Source organism: Streptomyces sp. NPDC104202 (genome assembly GCF_055584185.1).
Genome location: NZ_JBVJMN010000017.1, coordinates 82,528 through 102,167, shown reverse-complemented (window position 1 = coordinate 102,167; position 19,640 = coordinate 82,528). Strand labels below are relative to the sequence as shown.

The window sequence follows — 19,640 nt, the reverse complement described above, 5'->3', positions numbered from 1 at the left end:
CGCGGCGGGGTGCGGAGGCGCGGGGACCCCGGTTCCTTAACCTCCGCACACGCCTGTGAGCATCGACACGAAAGGGACAAACGATCACGTTTGGCTGCAAGAGTGGGCGCACGTAGGTCACGCGCGTTCTGCTCGGGCTGTTCCCGTGCACGATCCACGAACCACCCAGGGAGCACGTCCTTTGGCAGCCATCGCCCGATGGTGCATACGGCACCGTCTCGTCGTCGTCCTCCTGTGGCTCCTCGCGCTCGGCGGGGTCGGCACCGGGGCGATCGTCGCCGGCACCGCGTACTCCAACGACTACGAGGTCCCCGGCACCGAGTCCGGCCGGGCCACCGCCCTCCTCGACCGCGGCTTCCACGGCCTCGGCGGGGACAGCGACACCGTCGTCTGGCACACCGACCACGGCAGCGTCCGCGCCGACGCCGTCGAACGCCGCATGACCGCGATGCTCGACGAGGTCGCCGACCTGCCCGGCATCGCCGCCGTGACCTCGCCGTACGGCGACACCCGCGGCCAGATCAGCGAGGACGGCCGCACCGCCTACGCCACCGTCACCTTCGACGAGCAGGCCGACGACATCCCCGCGGCCCAGGCCCGCGCCCTCGTCGACACCGCGAAGGCCGCGGCGGACGGCACCGAGGGCCTCCAGGTCGAGCTCGGCGGCAGCGCCGTCGCCCTCACCGAGGCCCCCGGCGGCCACATCGCCGAGGTCGTCGGCGTCGCCGTCGCGGCCGTCGTCCTCTTCCTCGCCTTCGGCTCGCTCGCCGCCTCCGCGCTCCCCATCGCGACCGCACTCGTCAGCGTCGGCATCGCGTACTCCGGGATCGTGCTCCTCGGCCATCTGATGACCGTCGCCGACTTCGCGCCCATGCTCGGCATGCTCGTCGGCCTGGGCGTCGGCATCGACTACGCGCTCTTCATCGTGACCCGGCACCGCAGGGGACTGAAACGCGGGCTCTCCGTCGGCGAGGCGGCCGGGACCGCCGTGGCCACCACCGGCCGCGCCGTCGTCTTCGCCGGGGCCACCGTCTGCATCGCCCTGCTCGGCATGCTGATCCTGCGGCTCGGCTTCCTCAACGGCGTCGCCATCGCCGCCTCGCTCACGGTCGTCCTCACGGTCGCGGCCTCCGTCACCCTGCTGCCCGCCCTCCTCTCGTACATCGGTCCGCGGGCGCTGTCCCGGCGCGAGCGGCGGACCCTCGCCGAGCACGGGCCGGCCCCCGAGCTCCCCACCGGCTTCGCGGCCCGCTGGTCCGCCTTCGTCGAGCGCCACCCCAAGCTCCTGGGGGCGGTGGCCGTCGTCGTCATGGGCGTCCTGGCGCTGCCGACCCTCTCGCTCCACCTCGGCACCTCCGACCAGGGCAACGACCCGGCCGGCGCGACCACCCGCCAGGCGTACGACCTGATCGCCGAGGGCTTCGGACCGGGCGTCAACGGACCCCTCACGCTGGTCGCCGGGCTCGACGGCGCCGACGACCGGGTCGCCCTCGACCAGCTGCCGGCCGCGCTCTCCGCCACCTACGGGGTCGCCTCCGTCTCCCCGGTCACCTACAACAGCGCCGGCGACACCGCGGTCCTCACCGTCGTCCCCGACTCCTCGCCGCAGTCCAAGGCCACCAGCGAGCTGGTCGACACGCTCCGCCAGGACGTCATCCCGCGGGCCGAGACCGGCACCTCCCTCGACGTGCACGTGGGCGGCGTCACCGCCTCCTACGACGACTTCGCCGAGATCATCGTCGGCAAGCTGCCGCTCTTCGTCGGCGTCGTCATCGCGCTCGGCTGCCTGCTGCTCCTGCTCGCCTTCCGCTCCCTCGGCATCCCGCTCAAGGCCGCCGCCATGAACGTCGCCGCCGTCGCCGCCGCCTTCGGCATCGTCGTGGCGATCTTCCAGTGGGGCTGGGGCACCGAACTCCTCGGCCTCGGCAGCGCCGGCCCGATCGAGCCCTTCCTCCCCGTGATCATGGTCTCGGTGCTCTTCGGGCTCTCCATGGACTACCAGGTCTTCCTGGTCAGCCGGATGTACGAGGAGTGGCTGGAGACCGGGGACAACCGGCGGGCGGTCCGCGTCGGGCTCGCCGAGACCAGCCGCGTGATCAACTCCGCCGCCGTCATCATGATCTCGGTCTTCCTCGCCTTCGTGCTCTCCGGCGACCGGGTCATCGCGATGTTCGGCATCGCGCTCGCGGCGGCCGTCGCCCTCGACGCCTTCGTCCTGCGCACCCTCCTCGTCCCCGCGCTCATGCACCTGCTCGGCGGGGCGAACTGGTGGCTGCCCAAGCGGCTCGACCGGATCCTGCCCCGGATCAGCATCGAACCGCCCGAGTGCCGCGAGGTCGCCGACGCGCGTGCGAAGATCCCCGGACAGCGCGTGACGGTCCCGGCTCAGGCGCCGGCCCCGGCCGCAGAGGAGAGGAACGACGATGTTCGCGATATCGCTCGGTGACGACGGTGCCGAGCTGAGGCCCCTGGAGCCCTGGCAGGCCGAGGAGCTCCTCGCCCACATGGACCGGGGCCGCGAGTTCATCGGACGGCACATCGCCCTCCCCGACTTCGTCGCGGACCTCGACTCCGCCCGCGCCTACCTCACCTCGTACGCCCAGAAGGCGGCCACCGACACCGGCCGGCTCTACGGCATCTGGGCCGACGGCACGCTCGTCGGCGGCGTCCTCTTCCGGATCTTCGACGCCGCGAACGGGACCGCCGAGGCGGGCTGCTGGCTGGAGCCGTCCGCCGCGGGCCGGGGCCTGATCACCCGCGCCTGCCGGGTCATCATCGACTGGGCGATCGAGGAGCGCGGGATCCACCGCGTCGAATGGCTCGCCTCCTCGGCCAACGGGCCGAGCATCGCCGTCGCCCGCCGCCTCGGCATGACGAGGGACGGCGTCCTGCGGCAGAACTACCTCTACCGCGGCACCCGCGCGGACACCGAGGTCTGGGCCGTCCTCGCACCCGAGTGGCGCGCCGCGAAGGCCGCCGCCTCTTAAGACCGCTCTCATGTGCGCCCCCTAGCGTGCGCCGCATGGACATCAAGACGACCGAGAAGACCGGCGAGACCACCGCCGGGGACACCGGCGGCACGCCGTCGAAGCCCGAGGCCGACGCCGCGCCGGGCACCACGGACGCGGCGCCCGCGGCGACGACGGAGGACGCCGCCCCGGAGACCGCGGACGCCCCCGACGCGGACGCGCCCGACGCGGCCCACGAGGACGGCGAGGACGGCGAGGACACGGACGAGGACGACGAGGCCCTCCTCGCCGCCGCCCCCGAGAGCACCGGCACCGGCGCGGGCGCCGCGGCCGTGGTCTCCGCCGCGCTCGGCGCCGTGGCCCTCACCGGGACCTGGACCGGCAAGGTCGTCTCCGAGCGCGAGACGCTCATCGGTCAGATCAACACCTCGCAGAGCGGCTCTCCGGCCCAGCAGATCTCCGAGATCTACGGCGACGCGTGGCACAGCACCGCCCTGGTCAACGGCGTCTTCGCGCTGCTCGCCCTCGTCGTCGCCGTCGTCGTGCTCACCCTGCCCCGCCGCACCGGCTGGGTCCGCGCGGTCGCCGTCGCCGGCGCCGTCCTCGGCGGCCTCGGGCTCCTCCTGTCGGTCGGCACCTACTTCGACCTGTTCCTGACCCTGCCCACCGCGGGCTCCTGAGGCGGCCCCCGGCCGGCCTAAGGCCCCCTGAGACCCGCCTAAGGCCCCCCGTACGCCGAACATGCGGCACACGCCGGATGTGACCGCACCCCCTGCGACACGACAGTGGAGGCATCGCGAGAAGCGATGCCGAAGCCGAGAAGAACCAGGGAGCACCCGATGTTCGACTACGAGATCCACCGCATGAACCACGCCGAGCTCGTCCGCGAGGCCGCCGCCCGGCGCCTCTCGCACGAGGCCGCCGAGACCACCGGGGCCACCCGGGGTCTGCGGCTCTTCGGCCGGCGGCACGGCGGCCACGACGCCGAGGGGCGGGTGGGGGACGGCGACCGCGGCCGCTTCGCCCGGGCCGCGTGACCCCCGTATGAGCGACCGTACGGACGGCTGTGCGATGCTCGGCGCCGTGGAGACCAGGTCAGTCAGTCCCGTCTTCGTCGGCCGGGCCGGCGAACTCACCGCCCTCACCGAGGCGCTCTCCCGCGCGTCCGCGGGAGAGCCCCAGGCCCTGCTCATCGGCGGCGAGGCGGGGGTCGGCAAGACCCGGCTCATCGAGGAGTTCCTCGACACGGCCTGCGACCGGGGAGCCGTGGTCGCCGTCGGCGGCTGCGTCGAACTCGGCGCCGACGGACTCCCCTTCGCCCCCTTCGCCGCCGCCCTGCGCTCGCTCCGCCGCAGACTCCCCGACGAACTCACCACGGCCGCCGACGGCCACCAGGCCGAACTCGCCCGCCTGCTGCCCGAGCTCGGCGACCCCGGCGGCCACGAGACCTCCGACGAGGACTCCACCGGCCGCCTCTTCGAACTCACCGTCCGGCTCCTGGAACGGCTCGCCGCCGACCGGACGATCGTGCTCGTCCTGGAGGACCTCCACTGGGCCGACGCCTCCACCCGGCACCTGCTCACCTACCTCCTGCGCACCCTGCGCCGCGGCCGGATCGTGGTCGTCGCCAGCTACCGCGCCGACGACATCCACCGCCGCCACCCGCTGCGCCCCCTCCTCGCCGAACTCGACCGGCTCCGCACCATCCGCCGCGTCGAGCTCGCCCGCTTCACCCGCACCGAGGTCCACCGCCAGCTCACCGGCATCCTCGCCGCGGAACCCGACCCCGGACTCGTCGAGGAGGTCTTCGCGCGCTCCGACGGCAACGCCTTCTTCGTCGAGGAGCTCGTCGTCTCCCACGAGGCCGGCTGCGCCCTCGGTCAGCTCAGCGACTCCCTGCGCGACCTCCTCCTCGTCCGGGTCGAGGCGCTCCCCGAGGACGCCCAGCGGGTCGCCAGGATCGTCGCCGAGGGCGGCTCCACCGTCGAGTACGACCTGCTCGCCGCCGTCGCCCGGCTCACCGAGGACGAGCTCATCGAGGCGCTGCGCGCCTGCGTCGGCGCCAACATCCTGCTCGCCGTCCCCGACGGCGACGGCTACCGCTTCCGCCACTCCCTGGTCCGCGAGGCCGTCAGCGACGACCTGCTGCCCGGCGAACGCTCCCGCCTCAACCGGCGCTACGCCGAGGCCCTGGAGAACGACCCGGCGCTCGTCCGGGCCGACGAGCGCGCCACCCGGCTCGCCACCTACTGGTACCACGCGCACGACGCCGCCAAGGCCCTGCCCGCCGTCCTCCGCGCCTCCGTCGCCACCCGCAAGCGGCACGCCTACGCCGAGCAGCTCCGCCTCCTCGAACGGGCCATGGAACTCTGGGACGAGGCCCCCGCCGAGATCCGCCGCGAGCTCCGGCCGATGGACTACGCCGAGGCCTACCCGCCCTGCGGCTGCGACCCCGAGACCACCCCGCTGCGCTACCTCGACCTGCTCGCCGAGGCCGCCGTCGCCGCCCGTCTCAGCGGCGAGCGCGACCGGGCCGTCAAGATAGGCAAGACGGCGCTGCGCCTCCTCGACACCGAAGAGGACAGGGACCCCCTGCGCGCCGCCTGGTTCTGGACCGAGCGGGCCCGCCTCCAGTCCAACCTCGGCCGCGGCGACGGCTGGGAGGAGATCGCCCGCGCCCAGGAACTCGTCAAGGGCCTCCCGCCGTCCGCCGTGCACGCCACCGTCCTCGTCGGCGCCGCCGGCTGGGGCATGCTCCGCAACCCCGGACCCGAGGCCCTCACCACCGCCGAACGCGCCGTCGAGTACGCCCGGCTCGTCAAGGCCGAGTCGATCGAGCTCAACGCCCGCCTCACCCTCGGCACCATCATGACCGCGGCCGGCGACGTCGAGGCCGGACTCGCCGCCATGCACGACGTCCGCGAACGGACCACGAAGCTCGGCCAGTTCAACGAGGCCGCACGCGCCCACATCAACATCTCCTCCGCCCTGGAGTCCCTCGGCCGCTCCCGCGAGGCCGTCGAGATCGCCGACTCCGGCATCCGGCTCTCCCGCACCTACGGACTGGTCGACAGCGTCGGCTGGATCGAGGCCAACCGGGCCGAGTCCCTCCTCGCGCTCGGGCGCTGGGAGGAGGCCCGGGAGGCGTCCGAACGCGTGCTGCGCCGGGCCAGCAGCACCAAGCCGCGCGGCTCGGCCTCCCTGCGCCTGGCCCAGCTCGCGGCGGCCCGCGGCGAGCTGCCGGCGGCCGCCCGCCACCTCGCCGACGCCCGCGCCGTCTACGGCACCCGCGACCCGATCCCGCAGTACACCCTGCCCATGGCGCAGGTCGCGATCGCCGTGTCCGCCGCCGAGGGCCGCCTCGCCGAGGTCCGGGCCACCGTCGCCGCCGCCGCGGAGGCCGGCTTCCCGCCCGGCACCCACCGCTACGGCTGGCCGCTCGTCCTCACCGCCGTGGCCGCCGAGGCCGACAGCCGCGGTCTGCCCGCCGCCGACGAGGGCCGCGCGGAGGCGCTGGAGCTGATCCGCCGCTGCCTCCTCGGCCTCGCCACCCCGGCGCCCCTGTGGACCGCGCACTCCCGGCACGTGTCGGAGGAGCTCGCCCGCGCGGAGGGCCGCGAGTCCGCCGCCCGCTGGGCCGAGGTCGTCGCCGCCTACGCCCCCCTCGAACGCCCCGTGCAGCTCGCCCGCGCCCGCCACCGCCTCGCCGACGCCCTGCTCGTCGAGGGCGGCCGCCGCGAGGAGGCCGCGGCCCTGCTGCGCGAGGCCCACGCCGAGGCCGTCCGCCTGGGCGCCCGACCGCTCCGCGAGGACACCGAGCTCCTCGCCGCCCGCGCCCGCCTGTCCCTCACCCCCGAGCGGCCGGCCCCGGCCCCGGCGGAGCCCGGCGACGACGGCTTCGGCCTCACCCCCCGCGAGCAGGACGTCCTGCGCCTGGTCGCGGCCGGGCGCACCAACCGTCAGATCGCCGAGGAGCTGTTCATCTCACCCAAGACGGCCAGCGTCCACGTCTCCCACATCCTCGCCAAGCTCGGCGTCGCCGGCCGCGGCGAGGCCGCCGCCCTCGCCCACCGCCTCCACCTCCTCGACCCGGCCCTCTGACCCCGGACGCCCCGCCGCCGCGCCCGGGCGGGGCACCCGTATCGTCACGCGGCCCGACCGGAGGTCTATCGGACCGCGCGAGGGATCGGCGTCCCCCGGATCCTCCCGGGTGAGGGCCTGCCGCCGCAGCTCGTCCTCGGTGTGCCTGCGCCCTGGTGCGAAGAGCTCCTCGATCCCGCCGAACACGGTCACCGCCTCCTTCAGTCCACCTCCAGCCGGAGGATCCTGTCGTCCCCCGGACCCGGCGTCCCCCGGGTGTCGGTCTCGCTGGTCACCAGCCAGAGCAGTCCGTCACCCGCCGCGACCACCGTGCGCAGGCGGCCGTACTCCTCTGTCAGGAACGCCTCCGGGTCCCCCGAACGTTCCGCGCCGGACAGCGGCACGCGCCACAGCCGCTCGCCGCGCAGCGCGGCCATCCAGATCGCCCCCCGCGCGTACGCGATGCCGCTCGGGGACGCCTCCGAGGTCGGCCACTGGGCCACCGGGTCGACGAACCCCGCCCGCCCGGCCCGGCCCTCCACCTCGGGCCAGCCGTAGTTCCCGCCGGGCTCGATCAGGTTCAGCTCGTCCCAGGTGTTCTGCCCGAACTCGGCCGCCCACAGCCGGCCCGCCGCGTCCCAGGCGATGCCCTGCACGTTGCGGTGCCCGGACGAGTAGACCACCGAGCCCGCGACCGGGTTGCCGGGGGCGGGGCGCCCCTCCGGCGTCATCCGCAGGATCTTCCCGCCCAGCGAGCTCCGGTCCTGGGCGAGGCCGGTCCGGCCCGTCTCGCCCGTCCCCGCGTACAGCATGCCGTCCGGGCCGAAGCCGATCCGCCCGCCGTTGTGCACGAACCCCTTGGGAATGCCGGTCAGCACCGGCTCCGGCGCGCCCAGCCGGTCACCCTCGCCGCCGCCGTACCGCAGGCGCACGATGCGGTTGTCGGACGCGGCGGTCAGATACGCGTACACCCAGCCGTCCCGGACGGCGAGGCCCAGCAGGCCGCCCTCCCCGCCGGGGACGACCCCCGGCACCTCGCCGAGCACCCTCCTCGCGCCGGTCCGCCCGTCCACCCGGGTGATCGTGCGCTCGTCCCGCGAGGAGACCAGCAGGTCGCCGCCGGGCAGCCGGGCGACCCCCCACGGGGACTTCAGCCCCTCGGTCAGCGTCCCCGCCACCGTCACCCGCCCGCCGCCGGACGGGGCCCCGGAGCCCGGCGACGCGGCCGTCGCCGAGGGGGAGACCGCGGCCGGCGGGGACGTGCCCGGCCGGTCCCCGGGGTCCGAGGGGTCCCCCGAGGAGCAGCCGGCCACGAGCACCAGCACGGCGGCGCCCCACAGGGCCTTCACAACAGCAGGACGGCTCATGTCCGGTCCCCTTCGACGAGTCGAGCGGCATCCCTTCACCCTTGATACACCGCTCGGCCCGATCGGGTTCCCGACCGCCGCGCACCGCTCGGGCGGGGCGCGTCAGTCCCAGGAGCCCCGGGGCGCCGGGAGCGAGGCGATCTCCGCCAGGTCCGCCGCCGTCAGCCGGAGCCCGGCCGCCCCCGCGTTCTCCACCGCCCACCGTTCCCGCTTCGCCCCCGGCACCGGCACGACGTGCGCGCCCCGCCCGAGCACCCAGGCCAGCGCCACCTGCGCCGGGGTGACCTCCGCCCCGTGCCGCGCGGCGACCCTCCGCAGCCCCGCCACGAGCGGCTGGTTCGCGGCCATCATCTCCGCGGTGAACCGCGGGTGCCGGGCCCGCGGGTCGTCCCGCTCGAAGCCGCTGCCGGGCGTCAGCGTCCCGGTGAGGAAACCGTTCCCCAGCGGCATCGCGGCCAGGAAGCCCACGCCCCGCGCGGCGCACCACGGCAGCAGCCGCGCCAGCGCCTCCTGCGACCACACGGACAGCTCCGCCTCCACCGCCGCCACCGGAAACACCTGTTGTACGCGCTCCAGTTGGCGGATCGTTCCCTCATAGCCGTCCCGTGCCGCGCCCACCGCGCCCCGGCGGGCCGCGCGGGCGCCGACCGCGCACAGGCCGAGCGCCCGCACCTTGCCGGCCGACACCAGGTCGGCCATGGCGCCCCAGGTCTCCTCGACCGGCACCTCGGGGTCCGCGCGGTGCAGTTGATACAGGTCGATCACGTCGGTCTGGAGCCGCCGCAGCGAGGCGTCGCAGGCCCGACGCACGTATCCCGGCCTGCCGTTGGCGACGACGTGCTGGTCGCCGACGAGCAGTCCGCACTTCGTGGAGACGAACGCGTCCGTCCGCCGCTCCTTCAACACCCGCCCGAGCAAAAGCTCGTTGGTGAACGGTCCGTACATGTCGGCGGTGTCGAGCAGGCTCACCCCGGCGTCGAGCGCCGCGTGCACGGTCCGCAGCGAACGGTCCCCGCGCTGTTCCGAACGGCTGTACGCCCAGCTCATCGGCATGCACCCCAGGCCGATCGCACCCACGTCGAGCGCCGTCGCCCCGATAGTCCTGCGCTCCACCTGCCGGTACCCCTCCCTGTGCCGTCCCCCAAAGTAACCAATGGCGCACGGGATTCTTCGCATAGCCTCCCGGTCATGAGATTCGAAGACACGGCCGCCGACGTGTGGCTTCCGGTTCCCGCGGACGAGATCGAGGGGCTCCCCGAGCCGGGCGCGTCAGGACTGGACTACCGCTTCTGGGACGGCGGTCCGGAGTTCCCGGCCGATCCGGCGCGGTGCGCCTTCTACGTGGTGCCCTACATGAAGGGGTCCGAGATCGCCGTACGGCCGCTGGCCGCGATGACCTCGCTCCGGGCCGTGCAGACCCTGTCCGCGGGCATCGACCACGTCACGCCCGGCATCGGCTCGCTGCGGCCCGGCGTCGCCCTGTGCAACGCCAAGGGCGTCCACGAGGCCAGCACCGCGGAGCTGACCCTCGCGCTGATCCTCGCCTCGCTGCGCGGCATCCCCGGGTTCGTGCGCGGCCAGGACGCCGAGGAGTGGCGGGCCGGCTTCTACCCCGAGCTCGCCGACAAGTCCGTCCTGATCGTCGGGTACGGGTCGATCGGCGCCGCGATCGAGGACCGGCTCGCGCCCTTCGAGTGCGCGCGGGTGGCGCGCGTCGCACGCTCCGCGCGCACCACAGAGCGCGGCCCGGTCCACGCCCTGACCGAGCTGCCCGCCCTGCTGCCCGAGGCGGACGTGGTCGTCCTCTCCACGCCGCTCACCCCCGCCACCAGGCATCTCGCCGACGCCGGCTTCCTCGGCCGGATGAAGGACGGCGCGCTGCTGGTGAACGTGGCCCGGGGACCCGTCGTCGACACCGCCGCGCTCCTCAAGGAGGTCGAGAGCGGCCGGATCACGGCGGCACTCGATGTCACCGACCCGGAACCGCTGCCGGCCGGCCACCCGTTGTGGCACGCTCCCGGTGTCCTGATCAGCCCCCATGTGGGAGGTTCGACCTCGGCCTTCATGCCGCGCGCGAAGCGGCTGATCGCCGGGCAGCTCCGGCGGTTCGCGGCCGGCGAGGAGCTGGCCAACGTGCTGTTGACCACCGGCTGAGCGGCGCCGGGCGGTCCCGCCCCCCGGTCCCGCCGGACCGGGTGTCCGGCAGGACCGGCCGGTCGGCGCGCGCCGCGGGTCCGCGTGACGCACGAGTCCGGGGTCGTCACGCAGAGTACTGCGACCCTGTCCCTGAGTGACGGTCCTGGTGTATCGTCCCGGAGCGGGGGACTGCGTCGAGTACGGGCTGACGCTGGGGAGCGAAGTGACGGGACATCAGATTCCGAGGGGGGCGGCGGGTGCGGCACGGCCGGACGACCGACGATCCGACGCGGCGACGCCGCCGTCGGCCGGCCTTCCGCGCCTCACCGGCGGCCTCGCGCGCTCGGTACCGGAACAGGCCGCGCAGCACGGCGCGCCCCGCGCCGCCGAACCGTCCGTCCCCGGGCCGCACACCGGACCGGGGCCGCGCGGCACGGGAGGCGGGGGCCCCGAGGGCGGCGCCGCCGCCCCGTCGGACGCGGCACCCGGCGACTGCGACGGACACGCCCCCGGCGCCGTCCACGAGCCACAGGCCCGCCCGCACGAGGCGGCCGGCTGCGGCGCCGCGACGCCGGACGGGCCGGTGAGCGCCCCCGGGGCGGTCCTCGCCCGCCCCGCCGCCGACGGCGACGCGCGCCGGGACCAGGACCGTGGGCGGGGTCGGGACCGTGGCCGGGACCAGGAGCGGACCGGCCTGCGGTCGGTCCTCGCCCAGGTCACCCTGGGCCTGATCTGCGCGGGATACACCACGGGCGCCTCGCTCGGCTGGGGCTCCCCGCGGCTCGCCCTCTTCATGGGCGACTTCGGGCTCAGCGCCGCCGCCCTGACCGCCGCGGTCTCCTGCTTCCTCTACGGCCGGGCCCACCGCGGCAGCGCCCGGCCCGCCTGGCTGCTCTTCGCCTTCTCCTCGTTCATGGCCTCCGCCGGCAACGCGGTGTGGGGCTGGTACGAGGTCGTGCTCCGCGCGGACGTGCCGGACTCCTCGGTCGCCGACCTCTTCTTCTTACTCTTCGCCCCGCCCGCCATCGTCGGCCTCCTCGTCCTCGCCAAGAAGCCCGTCACCCGGGCCGGCTGGGTCTGCCTGGGGCTCGACGCCTGGCTCATCGGCGGCTCCCTGCTGACGCTGTCCTGGAGCCTCGCCCTCGCCCGCACCGCCCACTTCGAGGGAGAGTCCGTCGCCCAGGCCGCGCTCTCGCTGGCCTACCCGCTGCTCGACATCGTGCTCGTCAGCATGGTCCTGGTGCTGCACTTCCGGCGCTCGCAGGCGAACCGCTCGGCGACCAACACGGCCATCGCCGCGCTCGCCCTGACGGTGCTGTGCGACGCCCTGTTCACCTCGCCGCTGCTCCGCGAGAACTACGCCTCGGGCCAGCTGCTCGACGCCGGCTGGTTCGCCGGCTCGCTGCTCCTGGCCTACGCGCCCTGGGGGGTGCGCCGCCCGCCCGACGCCGCGGTCGCCGCCCGCGGTCCCCTGCTCCACAGCCGCCCCGTCGCCGGCTCGCTGGCGGCCCTCACCCCGTACCTCGCCGCGGCGGTCTGCACCCTCGGCATCCTGTACAACGTGGTCGAGGGGCGCCGGGTCGACAAGGTCGTCGTCCTGACCGGCTGCACCGTGGTGCTCGCCCTCGTCGTGCGGCAGGGCATCATGCTCCTCGACAACATCGCCCTCACCCACGAACTGGCCCAGAAGGAGAACCACTTCCGGTCCCTCGTGCAGGGGTCGAGCGACGTCATCATGATCGCCGCGCCGACCGGGGTCCTCCGCTACGTGAGCCCCGCGGCGAGCGGGGTGTACGGCCGTGACGCCGACGAGCTCGTCGGCTCCGAACTGGCCTCCCTCATCCACCCCGAGGACCTCGGCGCCGTCGTCCACGAGGTGCGGCGGTTCCTGGCCGTCTCGCCCGCCGAGGAGCCCACCACCCGGATCGAGTGCCGCTTCCGCTCCGGCCGCGGCGACTGGCTCCACGTGGAGTCGACCGTCAACCGGCACCAGGGCGGTCTGATCTTCAACAGCCGTGACGTGACCGAACGCGTCCGGCTCCAGGCCCAGTTGCAGCACAACGCCGAGCACGACCCGCTCACCGACCTGCCCAACCGCGCGCTGTTCACCCGGCGCGTGCGGCAGGCCCTCGCCGGCCGGCGCTCCTCCGACGCCGGCGCCGCCGTGCTCTTCATCGACCTCGACGGCTTCAAGGCGGTCAACGACCGCCTCGGCCACCAGGCGGGCGACGACCTCCTCGTCCAGGCCGCCCGGCGGCTGCACGACTCCGTCCGGGCCGGCGACACGGCCGCCCGGCTCGGCGGCGACGAGTTCGCCGCCCTCATCGTCGGCGACGGCGGACGCGACCGGGCCGCCCGCCAGGGCCAGGTCCAGGAGATCGCCGACCGGCTCCGGCTCACGCTCTCCCAGCCGTACCGCGTCGACGGCGGCAACGAGGTGCGGGTCGCCGCCTCCATCGGCGTCGCCTTCGCCGAGCCCGACATGGAGGCCGGCGACCTCCTGCGCAACGCGGACCTCGCCATGTACCGCGCCAAGGCCGCCGGCAAGGACCGCGTCGAGCTGTACGCACCCCAGATGCAGGCCGAGATCGTCCGGCGCACGGAGCTGGCCTCCCGGCTGCGCACCGCCCTCCACGACGGCGAGTTCGCCCTCCTCCACCAGCCGGTCGTCGACCTCGCCACCGGCCGGATCGCGGCCGTCAGCGCGCAGGCGCGCTGGCGCTCCGCGCAGGGCATCCTCTTCACCCCCGCGGAGTACCTCCGGGTCAGCGACGGCGGGGAGCGCACCGCGGAGCTCGGCCGCTGGCTCCTGGAGGAGGCGGTGGAGCAGGCCGCGGAGCGGGCGGGAATCGGCCACCGCGCCCCGGTCGCCATCCGCCTCCCCGCCCGCCGCCTCCTCGACCGCTCGCTGCCGCTCGCCACGGTCGAGTCCCTGCTCACCCGGCACGGCCTGCCCTCCGGCTCGCTCGTCATCGAACTCGCCGACACCGACGCCAGGACCGCCCTCGACGAGCTCGAACAGCGCCTGGTCGCGCTGCGCCGCCTCGGGGTGCGGATCGCGCTCGACGGATTCGGCAGCGGACATGTGGCGATCAACGCCCTCAGGAGGCTTCCGGTCGACATACTGAAGCTGGACCGGGGGCTCGTCGAGGGCGTGGTCGAGTCGCCCCGGCTCCGCAAGATCACGCGTGGGGTGCTCCGTATCGCCGGCGAGCTGGGGATGCAGACCGTCGCCGACGGCGTCGACGTGCCGGAGCAGGTCATCGCCCTGCGTGCGATGGGATGCAGCCACGCCCAGGGGATGGCCTTCTCGGGTCCGCTGGACGAGTACCGGCTGCGCAGGGCCCTGGTGCGGGGCGACTATCCGCTCCCCGGCGGGGTTCCCGTACCGGCCGGAAACCGTCCCCCGATCGGCTCACATACTGAGACGCCCGTCCCACCCACTTGACAGTGGTGAGGCCGGAGAGGGAGGGTCAGTGCCATGCGCACCCGAATTCTCGTACTTGGAAAGCGCGTCGGCTGAAGCGGGGCCACAGTAGGCCCGGCTTAGAACGCACCCGACGCGCTCCCCTCGCTTGCCTCACGGCACGAGGGGTTTTTTGTTGCACTGGCTCACCCCAAAATCGCCGCAAACCCTCGCAAAACACCTCGCAAAAACCCTCTGCTTCGAGAAGAGATGCTGATGACCGACCAGGCCACCGGGCACCATCCGCAGCCGCGGCCCCGCGGCGGCGCGCAGCCCGCCACCACCGTCGAGCACGTCACGGGTGCGCAGTCCCTCATCCGCTCTCTCGAAGAGGTGGGCGCGGACACCATCTTCGGTCTGCCCGGCGGCTGCATCCTCCCGGCCTACGACCCGCTGATGGATTCGCAGAAGGTGCGCCACATCCTGGTCCGTCACGAGCAGGGCGCGGGCCACGCGGCCACCGGCTACGCCCAGGCCACCGGCAAGGTCGGCGTCTGCATGGTGACCAGCGGTCCCGGTGCGACCAACCTGGTCACCCCGATCGCCGACGCGCACATGGACTCGGTCCCGATGGTCGCGATCACCGGCCAGGTGGCCTCGAAGGCCATCGGCACGGACGCCTTCCAGGAGGCGGACATCTGCGGCATCACGATGCCGATCACCAAGCACAACTTCCTGGTCACCAAGGCCGAGGACATCCCGCGGACCATCGCCGAGGCGTTCCACATCGCCTCCACCGGCCGCCCGGGTCCGGTCCTGGTCGACATCGCCAAGGACGCCCTCCAGGCGAAGACCACCTTCAGCTGGCCGCCGCAGACCGACCTGCCCGGCTACCGTCCGGTGACCAAGCCGCACGCCAAGCAGATCCGCGAGGCCGCCAAACTCATCTCCGCGGCCAAGCGCCCCGTGCTGTACGTCGGCGGCGGTGTCATCAAGGCCGGCGCCACGGCCGAGCTGAAGATCCTCGCCGAGCTGACCGGCGCCCCGGTCACCACCACCCTGATGGCCCTCGGCGCCTTCCCCGACAGCCACCCGCTGCACGTGGGCATGCCGGGCATGCACGGCGCGGTCACCGCGGTCACCGCGCTGCAGAAGGCCGACCTGATCGTCGCCCTCGGCGCCCGCTTCGACGACCGCGTCACCGGCAAGCTCGACAGCTTCGCGCCGTTCGCCAAGATCGTCCACGCGGACATCGACCCGGCCGAGATCGGCAAGAACCGCGCCGCCGACGTCCCGATCGTCGGTGACGCCCGCGAGGTCATCGCCGACCTGGTCCAGGCCGTCCAGGCGGAGCACAGCGAGGGCAACCGCGGCGACTACACCGCCTGGTGGAGCGACCTGAACCGCTGGCGCGAGACCTACCCGCTGGGCTACGACCTGCCGGAGGACGGCAGCCTCTCGCCGCAGCAGGTCATCCAGCGCATCGGCCGGCTCGCCCCCGAGGGCACGATCTTCACGGCGGGCGTCGGCCAGCACCAGATGTGGGCCGCCCACTTCATCGACTACGAGAAGCCCGCCACCTGGCTGAACTCCGGCGGCGCCGGGACGATGGGGTACGCGGTCCCCGCCGCGATGGGCGCCAAGGCCGGCATGCCGGACCGCACGGTCTGGGCGGTCGACGGCGACGGCTGCTTCCAGATGACCAACCAGGAGCTCACCACCTGTGCCCTGAACAACATCCCGATCAAGGTCGCCATCATCAACAACGGCGCCCTCGGGATGGTCCGCCAGTGGCAGACCCTCTTCTACAACCAGCGCTACTCCAACACGGTGCTGCACTCCGGCCCGGACGACATCCAGGCGAACAAGGGCACCCGCGTCCCCGACTTCGTCAAGCTCTCCGAGGCCATGGGCTGCGTCGCCCTGCGCTGTGAGGACCCGGCCGACCTGGACAAGGTCATCGCCGAGGCCAACGCCATCAACGACCGCCCGGTCGTGATCGACTTCATCGTCCACGAGGACGCCCAGGTCTGGCCCATGGTCGCCGCCGGCACCTCGAACGACGAGGTCATGGCCGCACGGGGCGTCCGCCCCGACTTCGGCGACGGCGAAGACGACTGAAGCGCGGAACGCAGCAGAGCGAAAAGGAAGAGACCCAGACCATGTCCACCAAGCACACGCTCTCCGTTCTCGTCGAGAACACGCCCGGCATCCTCGCCCGGATCGCCGCCCTGTTCTCCCGCCGCGGCTTCAACATCGACTCCCTCGCCGTCGGCATCACCGAGCACCCCGACATCTCCCGCATCACCATCGTGGTCAATGTCGAGGGCCTGCCCCTGGAGCAGGTGACCAAGCAGCTCAACAAGCTGGTCAACGTCCTGAAGATCGTCGAACTCGAGCCCAGCGCCGCGATCCAGCGCGAGCTCGTCCTGGTGAAGGTCCGCGCCGACAACGAGACCCGCTCCCAGATCGTCGAGATCGTGCAGCTGTTCCGCGCCAAGACCGTGGACGTCTCGCCCGAGGCGGTCACCATCGAGGCCACCGGTTCGAGTGACAAGCTCGACGCGATGCTCAAGATGCTCGAGCAGTTCGGCGTGAAGGAGCTCGTCCAGTCCGGCACGATCGCCATAGGGCGTGGTTCCCGGTCCATCACGGACCGGTCCCTGCGCGCCCTCGACCGCAGCGCCTGAGCGTCATCGGAGGTCGACCGCCGGTCCACCCGGCGGTCCGACTGACGAGACCCGAAAACCTTCCTCCCGCTCCCCGCCGTACGGTGGGACGCAACACCAGCACCTCAAGGAGATTTCCAGTGGCCGAGCTGTTCTACGACGCCGACGCAGACCTGTCCATCATCCAGGGCCGCAAGGTCGCGGTGATCGGCTACGGCAGCCAGGGCCACGCCCACGCGCTGTCGCTCCGTGACTCCGGTGTCGACGTCCGCGTCGGTCTCCAGGAGGGCTCGAAGTCCAAGGCCAAGGCCGAGGAGCAGGGCCTGCGCGTCGTCTCCGTCGCCGAGGCCGCGGCCGAGGCCGACCTCATCATGATCCTGACCCCGGACCCGATCCAGGCCCAGGTCTACGAGGAGTCCATCAAGGACCACCTGAAGGAGGGCGACGCGCTCTTCTTCGGCCACGGCCTGAACGTCCGCTACGGCTTCATCAAGGTCCCCGAGGGCGTCGACGTCGCCCTGGTCGCCCCGAAGGGCCCGGGCCACCTGGTCCGCCGTCAGTACGAGGAGGGCCGCGGCGTCCCGTGCATCGCGGCCGTCGAGCAGGACGCCACCGGCAAGGCCTTCGACCTGGCGCTCTCGTACGCCAAGGGCATCGGCGGCACCCGCGCCGGCGTCATCAAGACCACCTTCACCGAGGAGACCGAGACCGACCTGTTCGGTGAGCAGGCCGTCCTCTGCGGTGGCACCGCGGCGCTGGTCAAGGCGGGCTTCGAGACCCTGACCGAGGCCGGCTACCAGCCGGAGATCGCGTACTTCGAGTGCCTCCACGAGCTGAAGCTCATCGTCGACCTCATGTACGAGGGCGGCCTGGAGAAGATGCGCTGGTCGGTCTCCGAGACCGCCGAGTGGGGCGACTACGTCACCGGCCCGCGGATCATCACCGACGCCACCAAGGCCGAGATGAAGAAGGTCCTCGCGGAGATCCAGGACGGCACCTTCGCCAAGGAGTGGATGGCCGAGTACCACGGCGGCCTGAAGAAGTACAACGAGTACAAGACCCAGGACGCCAACCACCTCCTGGAGACCACCGGCAAGGAGCTGCGGAAGCTCATGAGCTGGGTGAACGACGAGGAGGCGTAAGCCTCTCGGGCGGGGGCCGGACACCATGTCCGGCCCCTTCCCGCATCGTTGGACACCCCGTCCAACCACGGACGGGTGATCCTTCCAACGAGGCGCATGAAGCGCGCCGCCACAGCACTACACTGCTCAACAACATACGCGTCAGGCCCACAGCGTCGTGCGCTTTCACGCGGCAAGCCCCCTCCACCGCCTGCGGCCGTCGGGACGGCCGTCCGCACTGGACCTGTGAGGACTCACGTGAGCTCGAAACCTGTCGTACTCATCGCTGAAGAGCTGTCGCCCGCCACCGTCGACGCGCTGGGCCCGGACTTCGAGATCCGGCACTGCAACGGTGCCGACCGCGCCGAGCTGATCCCCGCCATCGCCGATGTGGACGCGATCCTGGTCCGTTCCGCGACCAAGGTCGACGCCGAGGCCCTCGCCGCCGCGAACAAGCTGCGGGTCGTCGCCCGTGCCGGCGTCGGTCTGGACAACGTCGACGTCTCCGCCGCCACCAAGGCCGGCGTCATGGTCGTCAACGCCCCGACGTCGAACATCGTCACCGCCGCCGAGCTCGCGTGCGGTCTGCTCGTCGCCACCGCGCGCAACATCCCGCAGGCCAACACCGCCCTGAAGAACGGCGAGTGGAAGCGCAACAAGTACACGGGCGTCGAGCTCAGCGAGAAGACCCTCGGTGTCGTCGGCCTCGGCCGCATCGGCGTCCTGGTCGCCCAGCGCATGTCGGCCTTCGGCATGAAGATCGTCGCGTACGACCCCTACGTGCAGCCCGCCCGCGCCGCCCAGATGGGGGTGAAGCTGCTGGCCCTGGACGAGCTCCTGGAGGTCGCGGACTTCATCACCGTCCACCTGCCGAAGACCCCGGAGACCCTCGGCCTCATCGGCGACGAGGCGCTGCACAAGGTCAAGCCCTCGGTCCGGATCGTCAACGCCGCGCGCGGCGGGATCGTGGACGAGGCGGCGCTCTACACCGCCCTCAAGGAGGGCCGGGTCGCCGGCGCGGGCCTCGACGTGTACGCGAAGGAGCCCTGCACGGACTCCCCGCTGTTCGAGCTCGACCAGGTCGTCTGCACCCCGCACCTCGGCGCGTCCACGGACGAGGCCCAGGAGAAGGCCGGCATCGCGGTCGCCCGTTCGGTGCGCCTGGCGCTCGCCGGCGAGCTGGTCCCGGACGCGGTCAACGTCCAGGGCGGCGTCATCGCCGAGGACGTGAAGCCGGGTCTGCCGCTCGCCGAGAAGCTCGGCCGGATCTTCACCGCGCTGGCGGGCGAGGTCGCGGCCCGTCTCGACGTCGAGGTGTACGGCGAGATCACCCAGCACGACGTGAAGGTGCTCGAACTCTCCGCGCTCAAGGGCGTGTTCGAGGACGTCGTCGACGAGACCGTCTCGTACGTCAACGCCCCGCTGTTCGCGCAGGAGCGCGGTGTCGAGGTGCGGCTGACGACGAGCTCCGAGTCGCCCGACCACCGCAACGTGGTCACCGTCCGCGGCACGCTGTCGAACGGCGAGGAGGTGTCGGTCTCCGGCACCCTGGCCGGCCCCAAGCACCTCCAGAAGATCGTCGCGGTCGGCGACTACGACGTGGACGTGGCGCTCGCCGACCACATGGTCGTGCTGCGCTACGACGACCGTCCGGGTGTCGTCGGCACCGTCGGCCGCATCCTCGGCGAGGCCGGTCTGAACATCGCGGGCATGCAGGTGGCGCGCGCGGAGGAGGGCGGCGAGGCGCTCGTCGTCCTGACCGTGGACGACACCGTCCCGGCCCCGGTCCTCGCGGAGATCGCGCAGGAGATCGGCGCCGCCTCGGCCCGTTCGGTCAACCTGATCTGACGTACCCCCGCACCCCGTACCCGGTCGCTAGACGTTCGTCTTAC

General features: G+C 73.1%; 14 protein-coding genes. 11 read left to right on the top strand and 3 right to left on the bottom strand.

The window, feature by feature from the left end:
- Positions 1 to 181 precede the first annotated feature (181 nt).
- The 5 genes from ACZ60W_RS14420 (at position 182) to ACZ60W_RS14400 (ending at position 7,070) form a co-directional block, all read left to right on the top strand.
- A complete protein-coding gene (locus ACZ60W_RS14420) occupies positions 182 to 2,446 on the top strand; it encodes an MMPL family transporter (protein ID WP_469755624.1) in 2,265 nt (754 codons plus the stop codon).
- A complete protein-coding gene (locus ACZ60W_RS14415) occupies positions 2,424 to 2,987 on the top strand; it encodes a GNAT family N-acetyltransferase (protein WP_469755623.1) in 564 nt (187 codons plus the stop codon). The genes ACZ60W_RS14420 and ACZ60W_RS14415 overlap by 23 nt, the downstream gene beginning before the upstream one ends.
- Before the next feature lie 35 nt (positions 2,988 to 3,022).
- On the top strand, positions 3,023 to 3,649 hold the full coding sequence (locus ACZ60W_RS14410) for a hypothetical protein (protein ID WP_469755622.1): 627 nt from the start codon (positions 3,023 to 3,025) through the stop codon (positions 3,647 to 3,649).
- Between the two features lie 159 nt (positions 3,650 to 3,808).
- The gene (locus ACZ60W_RS14405; RefSeq protein ID WP_469755621.1) at positions 3,809 to 4,006 is read left to right on the top strand and encodes a hypothetical protein; all 198 of its coding nucleotides are present in this window, start codon (positions 3,809 to 3,811) and stop codon (positions 4,004 to 4,006) included.
- Between the two features lie 7 nt (positions 4,007 to 4,013).
- Complete coding sequence (locus ACZ60W_RS14400) at positions 4,014 to 7,070, top strand: helix-turn-helix transcriptional regulator (RefSeq protein WP_469755620.1); 3,057 nt, start codon at positions 4,014 to 4,016, stop codon at positions 7,068 to 7,070.
- Here the strand turns inward: ACZ60W_RS14400 and ACZ60W_RS14395 are convergent.
- The 3 genes from ACZ60W_RS14395 to ACZ60W_RS14385 all read right to left on the bottom strand — a co-directional run bounded on the left by ACZ60W_RS14395 (position 6,954) and on the right by ACZ60W_RS14385 (position 9,529).
- Positions 6,954 to 7,256: a DUF6191 domain-containing protein gene (locus ACZ60W_RS14395; protein ID WP_469755645.1), complete on the bottom strand. Its 303-nt coding sequence runs from the start codon at positions 7,254 to 7,256 to the stop codon at positions 6,954 to 6,956. The genes ACZ60W_RS14400 and ACZ60W_RS14395 overlap by 117 nt on opposite strands.
- A 14-nt stretch (positions 7,257 to 7,270) precedes the next feature.
- Positions 7,271 to 8,416: a PQQ-dependent sugar dehydrogenase gene (locus ACZ60W_RS14390; RefSeq protein ID WP_469755619.1), complete on the bottom strand. Its 1,146-nt coding sequence runs from the start codon at positions 8,414 to 8,416 to the stop codon at positions 7,271 to 7,273.
- 102 nt (positions 8,417 to 8,518) lie between these two features.
- Positions 8,519 to 9,529 (bottom strand): aldo/keto reductase, encoded by a 1,011-nt coding sequence (locus tag ACZ60W_RS14385; RefSeq protein ID WP_469755618.1) that lies wholly within the window; start codon positions 9,527 to 9,529, stop codon positions 8,519 to 8,521.
- 75 nt (positions 9,530 to 9,604) lie between these two features.
- Between ACZ60W_RS14385 and ACZ60W_RS14380 the strand changes: the two genes are divergently transcribed.
- The 6 genes from ACZ60W_RS14380 to serA all read left to right on the top strand — a co-directional run bounded on the left by ACZ60W_RS14380 (position 9,605) and on the right by serA (position 19,596).
- Positions 9,605 to 10,570 carry a 2-hydroxyacid dehydrogenase gene (locus ACZ60W_RS14380; protein WP_469755617.1) on the top strand — a complete coding sequence of 322 codons (966 nt, stop codon included), beginning with the start codon at positions 9,605 to 9,607 and terminating at the stop codon, positions 10,568 to 10,570.
- A gap of 676 nt (positions 10,571 to 11,246) precedes the next feature.
- Positions 11,247 to 14,000 (top strand): putative bifunctional diguanylate cyclase/phosphodiesterase, encoded by a 2,754-nt coding sequence (locus tag ACZ60W_RS14375; RefSeq protein WP_469755644.1) that lies wholly within the window; start codon positions 11,247 to 11,249, stop codon positions 13,998 to 14,000.
- Between the two features lie 228 nt (positions 14,001 to 14,228).
- The gene (locus ACZ60W_RS14370; RefSeq protein WP_469755616.1) at positions 14,229 to 16,079 is read left to right on the top strand and encodes an acetolactate synthase large subunit; all 1,851 of its coding nucleotides are present in this window, start codon (positions 14,229 to 14,231) and stop codon (positions 16,077 to 16,079) included.
- A gap of 41 nt (positions 16,080 to 16,120) precedes the next feature.
- Positions 16,121 to 16,648, top strand: coding sequence for an acetolactate synthase small subunit (gene ilvN / locus ACZ60W_RS14365; protein WP_351909000.1), 528 nt, complete (start codon positions 16,121 to 16,123; stop codon positions 16,646 to 16,648).
- Positions 16,649 to 16,767: 119 nt separating this feature from the next.
- Positions 16,768 to 17,769 (top strand): ketol-acid reductoisomerase, encoded by a 1,002-nt coding sequence (gene ilvC, locus ACZ60W_RS14360; RefSeq protein WP_366308202.1) that lies wholly within the window; start codon positions 16,768 to 16,770, stop codon positions 17,767 to 17,769.
- 237 nt (positions 17,770 to 18,006) lie between these two features.
- Entirely contained in the window at positions 18,007 to 19,596 is a 1,590-nt protein-coding gene (serA, locus tag ACZ60W_RS14355; RefSeq protein WP_469755615.1) for a phosphoglycerate dehydrogenase, read from the top strand.
- Positions 19,597 to 19,640: the final 44 nt, after the last annotated feature.

Coding starts and splice junctions, on each gene's coding strand:
- ACZ60W_RS14415 (WP_469755623.1), top strand. CDS start 2,424: ATGTTCGCGATATCGCTCGGTGACGACGGTGCCGAGCTGAGGCCCCTG.
- ACZ60W_RS14410 (WP_469755622.1), top strand. CDS start 3,023: ATGGACATCAAGACGACCGAGAAGACCGGCGAGACCACCGCCGGGGAC.
- ACZ60W_RS14405 (WP_469755621.1), top strand. CDS start 3,809: ATGTTCGACTACGAGATCCACCGCATGAACCACGCCGAGCTCGTCCGC.
- ACZ60W_RS14400 (WP_469755620.1), top strand. CDS start 4,014: ATGAGCGACCGTACGGACGGCTGTGCGATGCTCGGCGCCGTGGAGACC.
- ACZ60W_RS14390 (WP_469755619.1), bottom strand. CDS start 8,416: ATGAGCCGTCCTGCTGTTGTGAAGGCCCTGTGGGGCGCCGCCGTGCTG.
- ACZ60W_RS14380 (WP_469755617.1), top strand. CDS start 9,605: ATGAGATTCGAAGACACGGCCGCCGACGTGTGGCTTCCGGTTCCCGCG.
- ACZ60W_RS14370 (WP_469755616.1), top strand. CDS start 14,229: ATGCTGATGACCGACCAGGCCACCGGGCACCATCCGCAGCCGCGGCCC.
- ilvN (WP_351909000.1), top strand. CDS start 16,121: ATGTCCACCAAGCACACGCTCTCCGTTCTCGTCGAGAACACGCCCGGC.